The 13,901-nt window shown below is 39.7% G+C and carries 15 protein-coding genes; 14 read left to right on the top strand and 1 reads right to left on the bottom strand.

Annotated features, from left to right (window positions below):
* Nucleotides 1-16 precede the first annotated feature (16 nt).
* Genes G7074_RS07225 through G7074_RS07215 form a run of 3 tightly spaced genes read left to right on the top strand, consistent with a single transcriptional unit; the run spans nt 17 to nt 1,705 of the window.
* The gene (locus G7074_RS07225) at nt 17-436 is read left to right on the top strand and encodes a hypothetical protein (protein ID WP_166207641.1); all 420 of its coding nucleotides are present in this window, start codon (nt 17-19) and stop codon (nt 434-436) included.
* Between the two features lie 23 nt (nt 437-459).
* Nucleotides 460-702, top strand: a complete 243-nt coding sequence (locus G7074_RS07220; protein WP_166207638.1) for a hypothetical protein — start codon at nt 460-462, stop codon at nt 700-702.
* 19 nt (nt 703-721) lie between these two features.
* Nucleotides 722-1,705, top strand: coding sequence for a DUF5007 domain-containing protein (locus G7074_RS07215; protein ID WP_166207635.1), 984 nt, complete (start codon nt 722-724; stop codon nt 1,703-1,705).
* 75 nt (nt 1,706-1,780) lie between these two features.
* Here the strand turns inward: G7074_RS07215 and G7074_RS07210 are convergent, their stop codons facing one another.
* Nucleotides 1,781-2,479, bottom strand: coding sequence for a DUF4397 domain-containing protein (locus G7074_RS07210; protein ID WP_166207632.1), 699 nt, complete (start codon nt 2,477-2,479; stop codon nt 1,781-1,783).
* A gap of 582 nt (nt 2,480-3,061) precedes the next feature.
* Between G7074_RS07210 and G7074_RS07205 the strand changes: the two genes are divergently transcribed.
* The 11 genes from G7074_RS07205 to G7074_RS07155 all read left to right on the top strand — a co-directional run bounded on the left by G7074_RS07205 (nt 3,062) and on the right by G7074_RS07155 (nt 13,896).
* On the top strand, nt 3,062-3,760 hold the full coding sequence (locus G7074_RS07205) for a GNAT family N-acetyltransferase (protein ID WP_124560644.1): 699 nt from the start codon (nt 3,062-3,064) through the stop codon (nt 3,758-3,760).
* 1 nt (nt 3,761) lies between these two features.
* Nucleotides 3,762-4,952 carry an argininosuccinate synthase gene (gene argG, locus G7074_RS07200; RefSeq protein ID WP_166207629.1) on the top strand — a complete coding sequence of 397 codons (1,191 nt, stop codon included), beginning with the start codon at nt 3,762-3,764 and terminating at the stop codon, nt 4,950-4,952.
* A 104-nt stretch (nt 4,953-5,056) separates the two neighbouring features.
* Nucleotides 5,057-5,407 (top strand): cupin domain-containing protein, encoded by a 351-nt coding sequence (locus G7074_RS07195; protein ID WP_124560642.1) that lies wholly within the window; start codon nt 5,057-5,059, stop codon nt 5,405-5,407.
* Nucleotides 5,400-5,870, top strand: coding sequence for an N-acetyltransferase (locus G7074_RS07190; protein WP_124560641.1), 471 nt, complete (start codon nt 5,400-5,402; stop codon nt 5,868-5,870). The genes G7074_RS07195 and G7074_RS07190 overlap by 8 nt, the downstream gene beginning before the upstream one ends.
* 2 nt (nt 5,871-5,872) lie before the next feature.
* Entirely contained in the window at nt 5,873-6,856 is a 984-nt protein-coding gene (gene argC / locus G7074_RS07185) for an N-acetyl-gamma-glutamyl-phosphate reductase (RefSeq protein ID WP_166207626.1), read from the top strand.
* An 83-nt stretch (nt 6,857-6,939) separates the two neighbouring features.
* Entirely contained in the window at nt 6,940-8,070 is a 1,131-nt protein-coding gene (locus tag G7074_RS07180) for an aspartate aminotransferase family protein (RefSeq protein WP_166207623.1), read from the top strand.
* Between the two features lie 168 nt (nt 8,071-8,238).
* The gene (locus G7074_RS07175; RefSeq protein ID WP_124560638.1) at nt 8,239-9,210 is read left to right on the top strand and encodes an acetylornithine carbamoyltransferase; all 972 of its coding nucleotides are present in this window, start codon (nt 8,239-8,241) and stop codon (nt 9,208-9,210) included.
* 105 nt (nt 9,211-9,315) lie between these two features.
* Nucleotides 9,316-10,104 (top strand): acetylglutamate kinase, encoded by a 789-nt coding sequence (gene argB / locus G7074_RS07170; RefSeq protein WP_166207620.1) that lies wholly within the window; start codon nt 9,316-9,318, stop codon nt 10,102-10,104.
* Between the two features lie 250 nt (nt 10,105-10,354).
* Nucleotides 10,355-11,164, top strand: a complete 810-nt coding sequence (proC, locus tag G7074_RS07165; RefSeq protein WP_124560636.1) for a pyrroline-5-carboxylate reductase — start codon at nt 10,355-10,357, stop codon at nt 11,162-11,164.
* Between the two features lie 144 nt (nt 11,165-11,308).
* Nucleotides 11,309-12,376, top strand: coding sequence for a M20 family metallo-hydrolase (locus G7074_RS07160; RefSeq protein ID WP_124560635.1), 1,068 nt, complete (start codon nt 11,309-11,311; stop codon nt 12,374-12,376).
* 101 nt (nt 12,377-12,477) lie between these two features.
* Nucleotides 12,478-13,896: a sialate O-acetylesterase gene (locus tag G7074_RS07155; protein WP_166207618.1), complete on the top strand. Its 1,419-nt coding sequence runs from the start codon at nt 12,478-12,480 to the stop codon at nt 13,894-13,896.
* Nucleotides 13,897-13,901: the final 5 nt, after the last annotated feature.

Below are 13,901 nucleotides of genomic sequence, written 5' to 3'. Positions count from 1 at the left end.
CCTAAGATTAAAAATCATGAAAAATAATATTTTAATATATATATGCATAATCTTAACTGCCTTATCGGCATGTAAGAAAGACGATTATAAACGTGATGGAGGTACTAGTAATGCCTATGTGGATATGACCACCTACGATTACTTAAAATCTAACCGAAATTTTGATTCTTTGGTGAAAGTAATTGATAAAGCGGGCTTAAAAGATATCGTAAATGGAGATGTTACCTTCTTTGCTGCTACCAATTATAGCGTTGCCGATTATGTAAAGGCAAAGAAGAACCAAAAGGCTATTGAAACCGGGAATGAAAATTTTAATTTCGGAATAAAGGATATTCCATCGAAGGAGCTAAGCGATTCTTTAAAAACCTATCTGTTTGCAGGAAAAATAAACAGGGATCAGATTACGCTTGGGGTAAATTATACAATAGTGTATTAGGTGTAATTCCAAACGTCCAGTATATGATAAAATTTAGACGTTCTTATGAATACGGTCAGTATATAAATTACGTAGATTATGTTACTTATACTAAGGTGATTGGTACACGTGATGATAAAGAACCCGATTTGAATGCTATACCCGAAAATCAAAAAGATAAAGCCGCGGATGTTCAAACTTCCGGCATCGTAACCAAAACCGGAATTGTTCATGTTTTAACTGGAAATCATCGTTTGTTCTTTAATGCACAACCTTTAGGGAATTAAACCATAAATATTATCAAATATGAAAGTTAAATATATTTTAGGCCTACTATTCTTATTAAGCATATATGCCTGTACAAAAATTGAGAAAGGTTTCCAAAGTGATGGAATTCGTTATAAAGACAATGATATTTTTGCCAAAAGGGGATTAATCCTTTTCCAGTCTGATAGAATTAATGCTGATGGATCTACGCCTCCTTACACCTTTAAAATGTTAAACCTGAGAAAAGAGGACGGCTCTCCGGCACCGGCAGAATTTTCAAAAGAATACGAAATTTTGGTGTTTAAAACAGGAATGAATTTTGATCCGGAAACAGATGTTACGCGTGAACAACTGGATAAAAAGAGAGAGTTAGTTAAGCGGTTACCCATGTACTTTAATGAAAATAGCGGCCAGCTTACCTTTAATAAAGCTTCGGCTAATTTGCCATTGGGCAGATATATTTTTGATGTAGAGATGACCAACGTTACCGGCACAAAGCTTTTTCCAAAACTGGCTACGATCAACGTGGTAGATCCAAGCATTGACGATTTATTCGTTATCACAGATGATGTTGCTAACGGCTTTAATGATGTTACGGGTGCAGTAACGCCGATGAAAAACCCAATCATTACCTGTACCAAAATATCTAACAGTGGTGCCAGGGCCATTTTAAAGATGGTTGATAAAAATGGTAAAGTTTTTAATCCTAAAGCAGGAGAAATTATAGCAAGGGGAGATAGGCCAATTTTTGAAAACTATGCTAAATTCAACCCGGTTATTCAAACTGATACCGCTATGATCTGCGATTTTGAGGTAGCACCGTTTCCTTTAACAAAATACGTTACACCAACTACCGATTGGGGTTTCTTAATGTATTACAGAATACCGAGTACCTTTATCAAGTCAATAGATGGCTTTCCGGCATCGCCAGGTTTTTCTGTAAATCCAAGATGGTCGTGGCAATTGAAGTTAGAAGGAACTTATGTAATCCAGGTAAAATTTCCTGATGTAATCAAAAAATAATCATTTCAATTTTCAACAAAGGCGGCAATTTTCTAAAAGAAAATTGCCGCCTTTGTTTTGGGATTTTTAATCTTCTTACTTAATCAATATCACTTGCAAGCTTAACGGTCTTTCCGTATCATTTGCAGGTGTTACTAGCCCTCCACAAATAACATCGTAATGGTAGCCCGCCACAAAGGTAGTACTGGCTGATGTAGCCTTAACCGTTCCTGAGGAGGTTTCTTTAGTATCAAGCGTATAAGTTCCGGCATCAACTGTAGTAAAAGCACTTGCTGTTTTATAAGCCTTGTTGGTAGCCAATGTGGTGGTTGCACCTGTTTTAGCCAGATCTAACGCGGGTGCGTCAGGCGATAAGTTGATAAAACGCACATAAGCTTTGTCGGTAGCAGTGATGCTCAAGTCGTCGGCAATGGTGTAAATATCTAACGCCGCAGGCTTATTAATCAGGTAAGTAGAATAATAGGTGTTTACGCCCAGGGTTACGGTTTTGCTCAGCAGGCTTTCAGCGCTACTGGCTGTGGTAAATTTTAAAGTATAGGCACCTGGTGCATAAGAACCGTAAGCAGCCGAGCCACCGAAAGGTAAGGCCGCCGAAGTAACCATGGTACCATTGAAATAAGCATTATAAGTAGCTGAAGAAGGGGAGGCATTTACAACCCTTAAATAGGAAATCGTAGTGTCTGTCTCATCTTTTTTGCAGGAAATTAATGCGGTTAAAACAACGAAAATAAATAAAGGGATAAATTTGAGATTGAACAGAGTAAAATTCTTCATCTTTTTTTGAAATTTGATTTAAATATTAAAGGGTATCCATAAAACGGTTGCCTGGCAACTTTCGCTACAAGCCCACAAATATTGCTTTTAAACCTTATTGGAGGTTGTTAAATCATGTTAAGCAGATGTTAAAGTTTACCGGCTTTTTTTAACAATGTTAACATTGGCCGGTTGGATTTAATTCGATCTGCCTAACAATTGCTTTTTAATTTTAAATGAATGTGTGCGTTTAGGCATAATTAAGTCAGATTAGTTTAAAAAATTAAGCTCAAGGCATAAAAAAATGATGATAATATTGTGTAACTCGATTTTTATTTAAACCTTTGCACCTCAATAGAGTTAAAGCCGTTTTAATACGCAAGAAATGATTAAACAATTTTTACATAAACTTTCTGTTTTCACAGCCCATTTGGTTGCTGGTGAGAGTTTATTTATTAATCGTTTTCAACCCGTATTTTATTACCCCACAAGCCGGCAAAATTTTACTCCACGTATTTAGTACTCAACTAAACGTAACGAGGAATTGATCCTCTCTAAAAACCCAATTAACAAGAATACTTATAATTTTTCGTTAGAAAACGAATGGATATTAACGAATTTATAGTGCAGGTTGCACTTCCTGAACATCGTGTATTTGCAGAAGAAATTGTAACCGAGATGGCCGAATCTGCGAAAGCGCGTGGTACGGGTATCGCAAAGCGTTCGCCAGAATACATCTCTAACAAGATGCAAGAGGGCAAATCGGTTATTGCTTTTCACAAGGATGGTTCATGGGCCGGATTTTGCTATATCGAAACCTGGAGCCACGGGCAATTTGTGGCCAACAGTGGTTTGGTAGTAAGTCCTAAATACCGCAAAGCCGGATTGGCAAAAGCCATTAAAAATGAAATTTTCGGCTTATCGCGAAAGTTGTACCCAAAGGCAAAAATATTTGGTTTAACAACAGGCTTAGCGGTAATGAAAATCAATTCAGATTTAGGCTACGAACCTGTTACTTACAGCGAACTTACCCAGGATGAAGAATTTTGGAAAGGCTGCCAGAGTTGCGTGAACTTCGAAATTTTAAAAATGAAGGAACGTAAAAATTGCATGTGCACCGCCATGCTTTACGATCCGGCTGAGAAAAAACACGAAGTAGCCAAACAATTTGCCGAAGAACTGCAAAAGAAACCCAAATTATACGAGCGCTTTATGCGCATTAAACAACGTTTGGTTGTTAAACCTAAGCCAAAAACTGGCTTAAAAGCCCTTTTATTTTTATTTACCCTTTTATTTAAATAGCATGAAAAAAGTTGTTTTAGCATTTAGCGGAGGATTAGATACCTCATTTTGCTGTATTTACCTGGCAAAAGACCGTGGATTAGAAGTTCACTCGGTGATTGTAAATACTGGTGGTTTCTCTGATGAGGAATTACAGGAAATTGAGAAAAGAGCCTATGCTTTAGGAGTGAAATCGCATGCTGTGGTAGATGAAACAGAAGGTTATTATGAAGATTGTATTAAATACCTGATTTTCGGTAACGTATTGAAAAATGCTACTTACCCACTTTCTGTTAGTGCAGAACGCGTAAGTCAGGCTACAGCAATTGCTAATTATGTAAAGAAAATCGGTGCTGATTATGTAGCACATGGCAGTACTGGTGCAGGTAACGACCAGGTTCGTTTCGATATGATTTTTAATATCCTGATTCCAGGTGTTGAAATTATTACCCCAATCAGGGATTTAAAATTATCGCGTGAAGCCGAAATCGAATATTTAGCCGGCCATGGTGTTGAGTATAGCGCTGAGAAAGCAAGATATTCAATTAACAAAGGCTTATGGGGTACTTCGGTAGGTGGTAAAGAAACTTTAACTTCTAACGAAACTTTACCTGAAACTGCATGGCCAACGCAGGTTTCAGAAACCGAATCGCGCAAAATTGAGCTTACTTTCGAAAAAGGTGAACTGGTTGCTATTGATGGCGAAAAATTAGCGCCGGTAAGGGCTATCCAGAAATTACAGGCTATTGCACAACCTTTTGGTATTGGTCGCGATATCCACGTAGGCGATACCATTATCGGTATTAAAGGCCGTGTTGGTTTCGAGGCCGCTGGTCCTGTAATTATCATCAAAGCACACCACACTTTAGAAAAACATACTTTAACCAAATGGCAGTTAAGCTGGAAAGAGCAATTATCTTCTTTCTATGGTAACTGGTTGCACGAAGGTCAGTTCCACGATCCGATTATGCGGAACATTGAAGCATTTTTGGCTGATACACAAAAATTTGTGAGCGGTAAAGTGTTCGTTGAACTATTGCCATATCGTTTTCAGATTATCGGTATTGAATCTAACCATGATTTAATGAGCAACAAATTTGGTAGCTACGGTGAAATGAACAACGCCTGGAGCGGAGAAGATGTTAAAGGTTTCTCTAAAATTTTCGGTAATCAGGTAATGATCTGGCACAAAGTAAACGGAGAGGAAGCATAAGACTAAACATCATTGCGAGGAGGCAGGACGAAGCAATCTTTTTAATGCTTATCCAAACCTAACGCAAGGCCTTGATCCAGCACTAAAATACTGAACACTTAAAAATGAAAGAAATCCTTTCCAAAGAGCAATGTCTGAACCACTACAAATGGGGCGATAATTGTGATGGTTGGAATTTTGTAAATAGCCCGGAGGCATCGGTTAAACAAGAGCTGATGCCTGCGAAAACCGCTGAGAAATTGCACTTTCATACTTATGCAGCGCAATTTTTCTTCATATTGAAAGGGCAGGCAACATTTTTAATTGAAGGTGAAACATTTACCGTTAACGCCAACAAAGGCTTGCAAATTAAAGCTGGCCACAAACATAAAATCATGAACAACGGGCCTGATGACCTGGAATTTATTCTTTTTTCCTATCCATCAACCCAAAACGACAGAACTGATTGTGAATAATATAGGAATTAAACGAGTAGGAATAAATGAAGCCCATCTGGTAGCGGGTCTGTTTAATCAATATCGTATATTCTACAATCAGTTTTCGGATATCGGGATGGCCAAGGCTTTTATCGATGAACGTTTGCAGCACAACGAATCGGTAATTTTTATAGCCATCGATGCGGATAACCAGCAAGCTATAGGTTTTACGCAGCTATACCCAAAATACTCCTCGGTAAGATTAAGTAAAAACTGGATCTTAAACGATTTGTACGTTGATGCAAATTACCGTAAACAAGGTATTGGCGAAAAGCTGATTAAAACCGCCATGGAGTTTGCCAAAACCACCGGTGCTACATTTGTACAACTGGAAACGGCTGTAGATAATTACAATGCACAGCATTTGTACGAAAGTATAGGCTTTATTAAACAGGCAAACGACGAAGATTTTTTTCTTTATAAAATAGTACTAAACTCATAGCGATGAATAAAATTAAAGCAGGGATAATTGGCGGGGCAGGTTACACAGGAGGCGAAATGCTACGCATTTTGGTTAACCACCCAAATGTTGAAATTGCTTTCGTAAATAGCACAAGTAATGCCGGAAATCTGATTTCTGATGTACATACTGATTTAATAGGCGATACCGATTTACGTTTCGTAAATGATATTCCGCAGGATATTGATGTGCTTTTTCTTTGCGTTGGCCATGGCGATGCAAAGAAGTTTTTAGCGGCAAATTCAATTAACGAAAACATCAAAGTAATAGATTTATCGCAGGACTTCAGGTTACACGAAAAATCTACTTTCGAAAACCGTCAATTTGTTTACGGCCTTCCTGAATTAAACCGCGATAAAATTAAATCTGCAAACAATATTGCTAATCCAGGTTGTTTTGCAACTTGTATCCAGTTGGGTTTATTGCCATTGGCTGCTAAAGGGTTGATAAACCAAGAAGTGCACATTAATGCTACTACAGGTTCTACAGGAGCAGGGCAGAGCTTAGCTACAACCTCTCATTTTAGCTGGAGAAATAATAATCTTTCTATTTATAAAGCTTTTGAGCATCAACACTTAAATGAGATCAGCGAAAGTTTGTTGCAGTTGCAGCCTTCACTTGCCCAGACATTGAACTTCGTCCCACAAAGGGGTGCATTTACACGTGGTATTTTGGCCGCAATGTACATGGAAAGCGACCTCACTTTAGAAGAAGCGCAAACCATTTACGAAGATTATTACAGCGCGCATCCTTTTACGCATGTAAGCCGGAAAAATATTGATTTAAAACAGGTTGTAAATACCAATAAAGCATTGGTACATATCGAAAAACATGGCAATAAACTATTTGTAATCAGCATTATCGATAACCTGTTAAAAGGTGCCAGTGGACAAGCGGTTCAGAATATGAACTTAATGTTCGGACTGGAGGAAACTGCAGGCTTGAAGTTGAAAGCCGCGAACTTTTAATAACCTGTCATGCTGAGGCACGAAGCATCTGCAACTTACGAAACAGATTCTTCGTTCCTCAGAATGACAAAAACCTTAATAAAATGAACTTATTCGACGTTTACCCACTTAACGATATAGAAATTACCAAAGCATCCGGCAGTAATGTTTGGGATGCTAACGGACAACAATATTTAGATTTATACGGCGGTCATGCTGTAATTTCAATTGGCCATACCAACCCGCATTACGTAAGTCGTTTAACCGATCAGTTAAGTAAAGTGGGATTTTATTCTAATTCAGTTAAAATTCCTTTGCAGGTACAACTGGCTGAGAAGCTGGGTGAAGTATCGGGCAAAAAAGATTTTCAGTTATTTTTATGTAACTCGGGCGCAGAAGCCAATGAAAATGCACTTAAACTGGCTTCTTTTTACAATGGAAGAAAAAAGGTAATTGCTTTTAGCGGTGCTTTTCATGGCCGTACCTCTTTGGCAGTGGCAGTAACCGATAATCCTAAAATTGTAGCCCCGGTTAATCAAACCGAGAACGTAATCTTTTTGCCGCACAATAACGAGGTGGCTTTGGAGGAAACTTTTAAAACGCAAGGCAATGAAATTTGTGCTGTAATTGTTGAGGGTATTCAGGGTGTTGGCGGAATTAAAGAAGCTTCGAAAAGTTTCCTGCAAAAAATACGCTCGCTTTGCGATGAGTACAATGCCGTTTACATTGCCGATTCAGTGCAGTGCGGTTACGGTAGAACAGGATTGTTTTATTCGCACGATTGGGCTGGTGTAGAAGCCGATGTATACACCATGGCCAAAGGTATGGGCAACGGATTTCCGGTAGCCGGAATTTCTATTGCTCCGAAATTTAAACCTTGGCATGGCGAACTAGGTACCACTTTTGGCGGTAATCACCTGGCTTGTGCAGCTGCATTGGCGGTGCTCGAAATTATGGAGCAGGATAACCTGATGAAAAATGCCGAAGAAGTTGGTAATTACCTCATTGCCGAACTGAAGAAATTTGAGCAGGTAAAAGAAGTTCGTGGTCGTGGTTTAATGATTGGTATTGAATTGCCTGAAGAACTGGCGCATGTTAAAAAGGAGCTTTTATTTAAACACTTCATTTTTACCGGCGAGGCAAAACCAAATGTAATCCGTTTGCTGCCAGCGTTAAACTTAACCAAAGCACATGCTGATGAGTTTTTGGCTGCGTTTGGTAAATTGGTAAAATAAGGTAGGTGGCAGGAAGGTAGAAGGCTGGAAGGCCTGGGATGAAAAGGCTAAGAATTGTAAATTAAAAAATTAAATCAGGCGGTATTAATCGCAATTGTAAATTTTGAGTGATGGAGGATTGAGGTGTAGCAAACCCTCAACCTTCCAACCTTTAACCTAATAAAAAAGATGAAATTGTTCACTTCCGTACACGATGTTCCAAACATCAAACAATTTGTAACTGATGCATTGGCATTGAAGGCTAATCCTTATGCACATCAGGATTTAGGTAAGAACAAAACCCTGGGTTTGGTTTTTATGAACCCAAGCTTACGTACCCGGTTAAGCACGCAGAAAGCAGCCTTAAATTTGGGTATGAATGTAATGGTGATGAATCTGGATAAAGAAGGCTGGGCTTTGGAAACCCAGGATGGGGTAGTGATGAATGGTTCTACAGTAGAGCATATCCGTGAAGCTGCGGCTGTTATGGGCCAGTATTGCGATATTTTGGGCTTGCGGTCTTTCCCGAAACTAAACAACCGTGAGGAGGATTACAGTGAAGATTTTTTTAACAAGTTTGTAAAATACTGTGCGGTACCAGTAGTGAGCCTGGAGAGTGCAACACGTCACCCCCTGCAGAGTTTTGCCGATATCATTACCATTCATGAAACATGGACCAAGAAACCTGACGGAGCAAAACCCAAGGTAGTTTTGGCCTGGGCGCCGCATGTAAAAGCTTTACCGCAGGCGGTACCAAATTCTTTTGCCGAATGGATGTGTAAGGCACAGGAAGAGGGCATGATCGATTTTACGATTGCGCAGCCTGAAGGTTATGAGCTGGCAGAAGATTTTACGCCAGGGGCTAAAATTGAATATAATTTAGAAGAAGCTCTTGTCGGTGCCGACTATGTTTATGTAAAAAACTGGAGCAGCTATAAAGAATATGGTAAGGTATTAACCTATCCTGACGGCTGGATGATGAACAACGAAAAGTTAAAAATCACCAACGATGCAAAAGTAATGCATTGCTTGCCGGTTCGCCGCGATTTAGAATTATCATCAGAGATTTTGGATGGACCAAACTCATTGGTGATCCACGAAGCGGGAAACCGTTTATGGGCTGCGCAAGCTGTAATTAAAGCGATGCTGGAAGAATTGTAAAACGTTCAGCCCCGGCTCGTGTCTTCACGAACCGAAATTGTTAATATGGTGAAATAAAACAATTAATGTGGTTCGTGGAGGCACGAACCAAGGAAAGCATAAGTTATGAAACAACTCACTATCATAAAAATTGGCGGAAACGTAATTGATAATTCTGAAAACCTGCACCGGTTTTTATTGGATTTTACGGCTTTGCCCGGTGATAAAATTCTGGTGCACGGGGGCGGCAAAATTGCAACCGAACTGGGCGAAAGTTTAGGCGTTGAAGCTAAAATGGTTGAAGGCCGCCGGATTACCGATATTGAAACTTTGCGGATTGTAACCATGGTTTACGCCGGATTGATTAATAAAAATATGGTAGCACAGTTGCAGGCCAAAGGCAGTAATGCAATTGGCTTAACTGGTGCAGACGGAAATATTATTCAGGCAAAAAAACGTCCTGTAAAAGAAATCGACTATGGGTTTGTTGGCGATTTGGATGAAAATTCAGTATCTGCAACAACCTTAGATAATTTACTGAAAGCAGGTTTGGTACCTGTTTTATGTGCCATTACCCATGATGGGGAAACACAATTGTTAAATACCAATGCCGATACTATTGCCTCGTCGGTGGCGGTGGCGATGTCGGGCTTATATGAAACACGTTTGGTATATTGCTTCGAGAAAAAGGGCGTGCTGAAAGATGTAAATGATGATGGCTCTGTGGTGAGAGAAATTAGGGCAGATGAATTTGAAGGTTTGAAGGCTGATGGGACTGTTGCAGGTGGGATGATCCCGAAATTGCATAATGCTTTTGAGGCGATTAAAAAAGGTGTTTCGGCAGTGTATATTGGTAAAGCAGATGAACTGACTGAACTTGCAACAGGTACTTTTGGCACTAAAATGCTGAAGTAAGGTAGAAGGCTTAAAGGTTGAGGGCGGAAGGTTAATCTGTTATATAGGCTTTTGCAGAAAAAGGCTGAAATGTACTGGTTTTGCCTAATAAAACTAATAGCAGCGGGCACGGAGTGTAACGGAGTAAAGCGGATAGCAGGACAGAACATCAATAGTATGATGAAATTGCTTTTCAGAATAAAACAGAAAGCTGTGCAATCTTATAAACTGTGAAATCAAACGAACTAGAAACAATAAAACGAACCACAAAATGAAAAAAATCGCCATAATCGGTAGCGGAAATATCGGTTTATCTTTAGCAAAAGGATTGGTTAAAGCCAACTACACCACAACCAAAAACATTACCTTAACCAGGCGCAACACAGCCAATTTATATAAGTTTGCACAAGAGCGCTACAAGGTTACTGCCAATAACGCTGATGCAGCAGCTGATGCAGATGTGATTATTTTAGCTGTGCTGCCTCAGCAGTTAAATGTGGTTTTAGAGGAAATCCAATCGGCCATAAATCCTGCTAAACATTTGGTGATTTCAGTAATCTCGGGCGTAAGCTGTGCTGCGGTTCGCGAGAAACTGGATAGCGATGTTCAAATTATCAGGGCTATGCCCAACACAGCTATTGCGATAGGCCAATCCATGACCTGTATTGCAAGCGACAATGCTTCGCCACAAAATTTAGAAGATGTAACCCGCATGTTTGAAACGGTAGGCTCGGTAGTTAAAATAAACGAAGATTTAATGACTTCGGCTACTGCACTCTGTGCCTGTGGTATTGCCTTCTTTTTAAGGGGAATCAGGGCAGCTTCGCAAGGTGGGGTAGAAATTGGTTTCCATGCCGATGAAGCCTTGAAAATGGCCGTACAAACTGCAAAAGGAGCGGCCGATTTACTTTTATTACACGGAACACACCCAGAATCAGAAATAGATAAGGTAACTTCGCCGAAAGGTTGCACCATTGCAGGGTTAAACGAAATGGAGCACAATGGTTATAGTTCTTCGCTGATAAAAGGTATTAAACTTTCGGCCTTAAAAGCCGGGAACTTGTACACTAAAGAGAGCTAAAAGCTTAAAGACTAAAGTTTAAAGAAGGACGTGCAATGCCTATACTTTTAAAGCTAAAATAAAACAGGTATCAAGTATTCAGTATCTCGAACAGGTTAATCCTGATACTGAATACTTGATACCAGATAAAGAGTACTTGATACTATGTCATTAGAAAATATACAAAAAGAAAGTCTGGACTTATTGCGGCAGTTAATCCGTATCCAGTCTTTTAGCAAAGAAGAAGATAGAACGGCGAATTTAATTGCTCAGTTTCTGGAAGAGAGAGGGATTAAGACCCAGCGTAAAATGAACAACGTTTGGGCCTACAACAAGCATTTCGATGCCGCTAAGCCAACCTTTCTTTTAAACTCGCACCACGATACGGTTAAGCCAAATTCTGGTTATACCCGTGATCCGTACGATGCAGCAATTGAAGGTGATAAATTATTTGGTTTGGGCAGTAACGATGCGGGAGGATGTCTGGTTTCGCTAATTGGAACGTTTCTGTATTACTACGATCAGGAAAATTTAAAATATAATATCTGTTTGGCTGCTACTGCCGAGGAAGAAATTTCGGGCAATAATGGTTTAGAACTGGTGCTGCCAGATTTAGGGGAGCTTGAATTTGGTATTGTAGGTGAACCTACAGAAATGAATTTAGCCATCGCCGAGCGTGGTTTACTGGTCTTAGATTGTGTATCGCACGGTAAAGCCGGGCATGCTGCACGTGAAGAAGGCGAGAATGCCATTTACAAAGCATTAAAAGATATTGAGTGGTTCAGAAACTACCATTTCCCAAAAGTATCAGAGGTTTTCGGCCCGTTAAAAATGACGGTGACCATTATCAATGCAGGTTCGCAGCATAATGTTGTGCCGGCCAATTGTACTTTTACAGTTGATGTACGCGTAACAGATTCCTATACCAACGAAGAGGTTTTGGAGATTATCCGTGCCAATGTTGATTGTGATGTTACCCCACGTTCTATCCGCTTAAAACCTTCGTCTATTGATAAAAACCACCCACTTGTACAGGCTGGAGTTGCTTTGGGAAGAACAACCTATGGCTCGCCAACAACTTCTGACCAGGCTCTACTGGATATTCCATCAGTAAAAGTTGGTCCGGGTTTTTCAGGCCGTTCGCACATGGCCGATGAATTTTTGTATGTTAGGGAAGTAGCTGAAGGTGTTGAAGGGTATGTTAATATGTTAAAACCTGTATTAGGTTTATAGCAGTTGTTGGTTTGAAATGACAAAATGAAACGACCAGGATTTATAAAAATCAAATGATTATAGCCTGTCAGTTTCATTATTACTGAAACAAATCTAAGCAGATGAAAAAAAATATCACATTTTTATTCTCCATCCTATTATTTAATTTTTTCGTTGCGAAAGCGGATATCCGGCTTCCTAATGTATTGGCCAGTAATATGGTTTTGCAACAAAAATCGACTACAAAATTATGGGGTTGGGCAAGTCCTGCTGAGAAAATTAAAATTACTACTTCATGGGACAATAAAACAATTGAAGTTACCGCAACAGGGAATGCCGATTGGCAAGCTAGTGTGCAAACGCCCGCTGCCGGTGGACCTTATACCATATCCTTTGAGGGGCAGAATAAAGTGGTATTGGAAGATATCCTGATTGGAGAAGTTTGGGTATGTGGCGGTCAATCAAATATGGAATGGAGTTACAATCAAACCATTAAAAGTATTAAAGAGGAGTTCGGGCAGCTTAGTGGCTTAAAAATCAGGCTTTTCCAGGTGCCTAAAAGCACTTCTAAATCTCCGCAGGACGATTTGCAGGCCAGTTGGAAAGTATGTGATAGTAATACTTTAAAGGCATTTAGTGCGATAGGGTACTATTTCGGCAAAAAATTAAATCAGAATTTAAATGTACCTATTGGCTTAATCGGGAGCAATTGGGGTGGTACGCCTGCTGAAGTTTGGACACCCGAGCAATTGGTAAATGCAGATACGTCTTTAAAGACGGTTGCAGAAAAGCGAGCTCAGGTTGCCTGGTGGCCGGTAAGCGCAGGCCTGGCTTATAATAGCATGATAGCTCCCTTAACCAATTTTAATATTGCTGGTGTTATTTGGTACCAGGGCGAAAGCAACCGCGATTTCCCTTCAACCTATAGCAAGCTATTAGGTAAAATGTTGGACGCATGGCGTAATAAATGGCAAAAAGATTTTCCCTTTTATTTTGTACAAATTGCACCGTTTAAATCGGCTATTGATAATGAGGTTGCGCTATTGCAGGAGCAACAGGCTAAATTTCTTGGTCAGAATACTAATGCCGGTATGGTTGTAGTTTCTGACATTACCGGCGATGTAACCAATATCCACCCTACAAATAAGAAAGATGTAGGCACCCGATTGGGCAATTTAGCTTTGTCTAAAACCTATGGAAAAATTATACCAGGTGCTGGCAGTCCCCTTTATCAATCTGTGAGCTTTAATGGGGCAAAGGCACAGGTAACTTTTAATATTGGCGATAGTAAAGGCCTTCAGTTACAGGGTGAAAATATCGATGAGCTGTTTCTCGCTGGCCAGGATGGTATATTTTATCCTGCTAAGGCAAATATTGGAAAGAATATAATTACAGTAAGTAGCAATCAGGTTAAATCTCCTAAAGCGGTAAGGTACCAATTCAGTAATACAGGTATTGGAAATTTAAAAAATAAAGAAGGATTACCAGTAGCCCCTTTTAGAACAGATAATTGGGAAATAGGGCAGACGAAAATCAAATAATTAGA

The sequence above is a fragment of the Pedobacter sp. HDW13 genome (assembly GCF_011303555.1).
Lineage (GTDB): Bacteria > Bacteroidota > Bacteroidia > Sphingobacteriales > Sphingobacteriaceae > Pedobacter.
The sequence above is the reverse complement of the archived record's forward strand: the minus strand, read 5'-3'. Positions and strand labels throughout refer to the sequence as shown.

What these genes read in the sequence shown, in the direction of transcription:
- G7074_RS07220 (WP_166207638.1), top strand. Translation starts at nt 460, where the DNA reads ATGATAAAATTTAGACGTTCTTATGAATACGGTCAGTATATAAATTAC.
- G7074_RS07210 (WP_166207632.1), bottom strand. Translation starts at nt 2,479, where the DNA reads ATGAAGAATTTTACTCTGTTCAATCTCAAATTTATCCCTTTATTTATT.
- G7074_RS07215 (WP_166207635.1), top strand. Translation starts at nt 722, where the DNA reads ATGAAAGTTAAATATATTTTAGGCCTACTATTCTTATTAAGCATATAT.
- argB (WP_166207620.1), top strand. Translation starts at nt 9,316, where the DNA reads ATGAAACAACTCACTATCATAAAAATTGGCGGAAACGTAATTGATAAT.
- G7074_RS07160 (WP_124560635.1), top strand. Translation starts at nt 11,309, where the DNA reads ATGTCATTAGAAAATATACAAAAAGAAAGTCTGGACTTATTGCGGCAG.
- G7074_RS07155 (WP_166207618.1), top strand. Translation starts at nt 12,478, where the DNA reads ATGAAAAAAAATATCACATTTTTATTCTCCATCCTATTATTTAATTTT.
- argC (WP_166207626.1), top strand. Translation starts at nt 5,873, where the DNA reads ATGAATAAAATTAAAGCAGGGATAATTGGCGGGGCAGGTTACACAGGA.
- G7074_RS07180 (WP_166207623.1), top strand. Translation starts at nt 6,940, where the DNA reads ATGAACTTATTCGACGTTTACCCACTTAACGATATAGAAATTACCAAA.
- G7074_RS07175 (WP_124560638.1), top strand. Translation starts at nt 8,239, where the DNA reads ATGAAATTGTTCACTTCCGTACACGATGTTCCAAACATCAAACAATTT.
- G7074_RS07205 (WP_124560644.1), top strand. Translation starts at nt 3,062, where the DNA reads ATGGATATTAACGAATTTATAGTGCAGGTTGCACTTCCTGAACATCGT.
- argG (WP_166207629.1), top strand. Translation starts at nt 3,762, where the DNA reads ATGAAAAAAGTTGTTTTAGCATTTAGCGGAGGATTAGATACCTCATTT.
- G7074_RS07195 (WP_124560642.1), top strand. Translation starts at nt 5,057, where the DNA reads ATGAAAGAAATCCTTTCCAAAGAGCAATGTCTGAACCACTACAAATGG.
- proC (WP_124560636.1), top strand. Translation starts at nt 10,355, where the DNA reads ATGAAAAAAATCGCCATAATCGGTAGCGGAAATATCGGTTTATCTTTA.
- G7074_RS07225 (WP_166207641.1), top strand. Translation starts at nt 17, where the DNA reads ATGAAAAATAATATTTTAATATATATATGCATAATCTTAACTGCCTTA.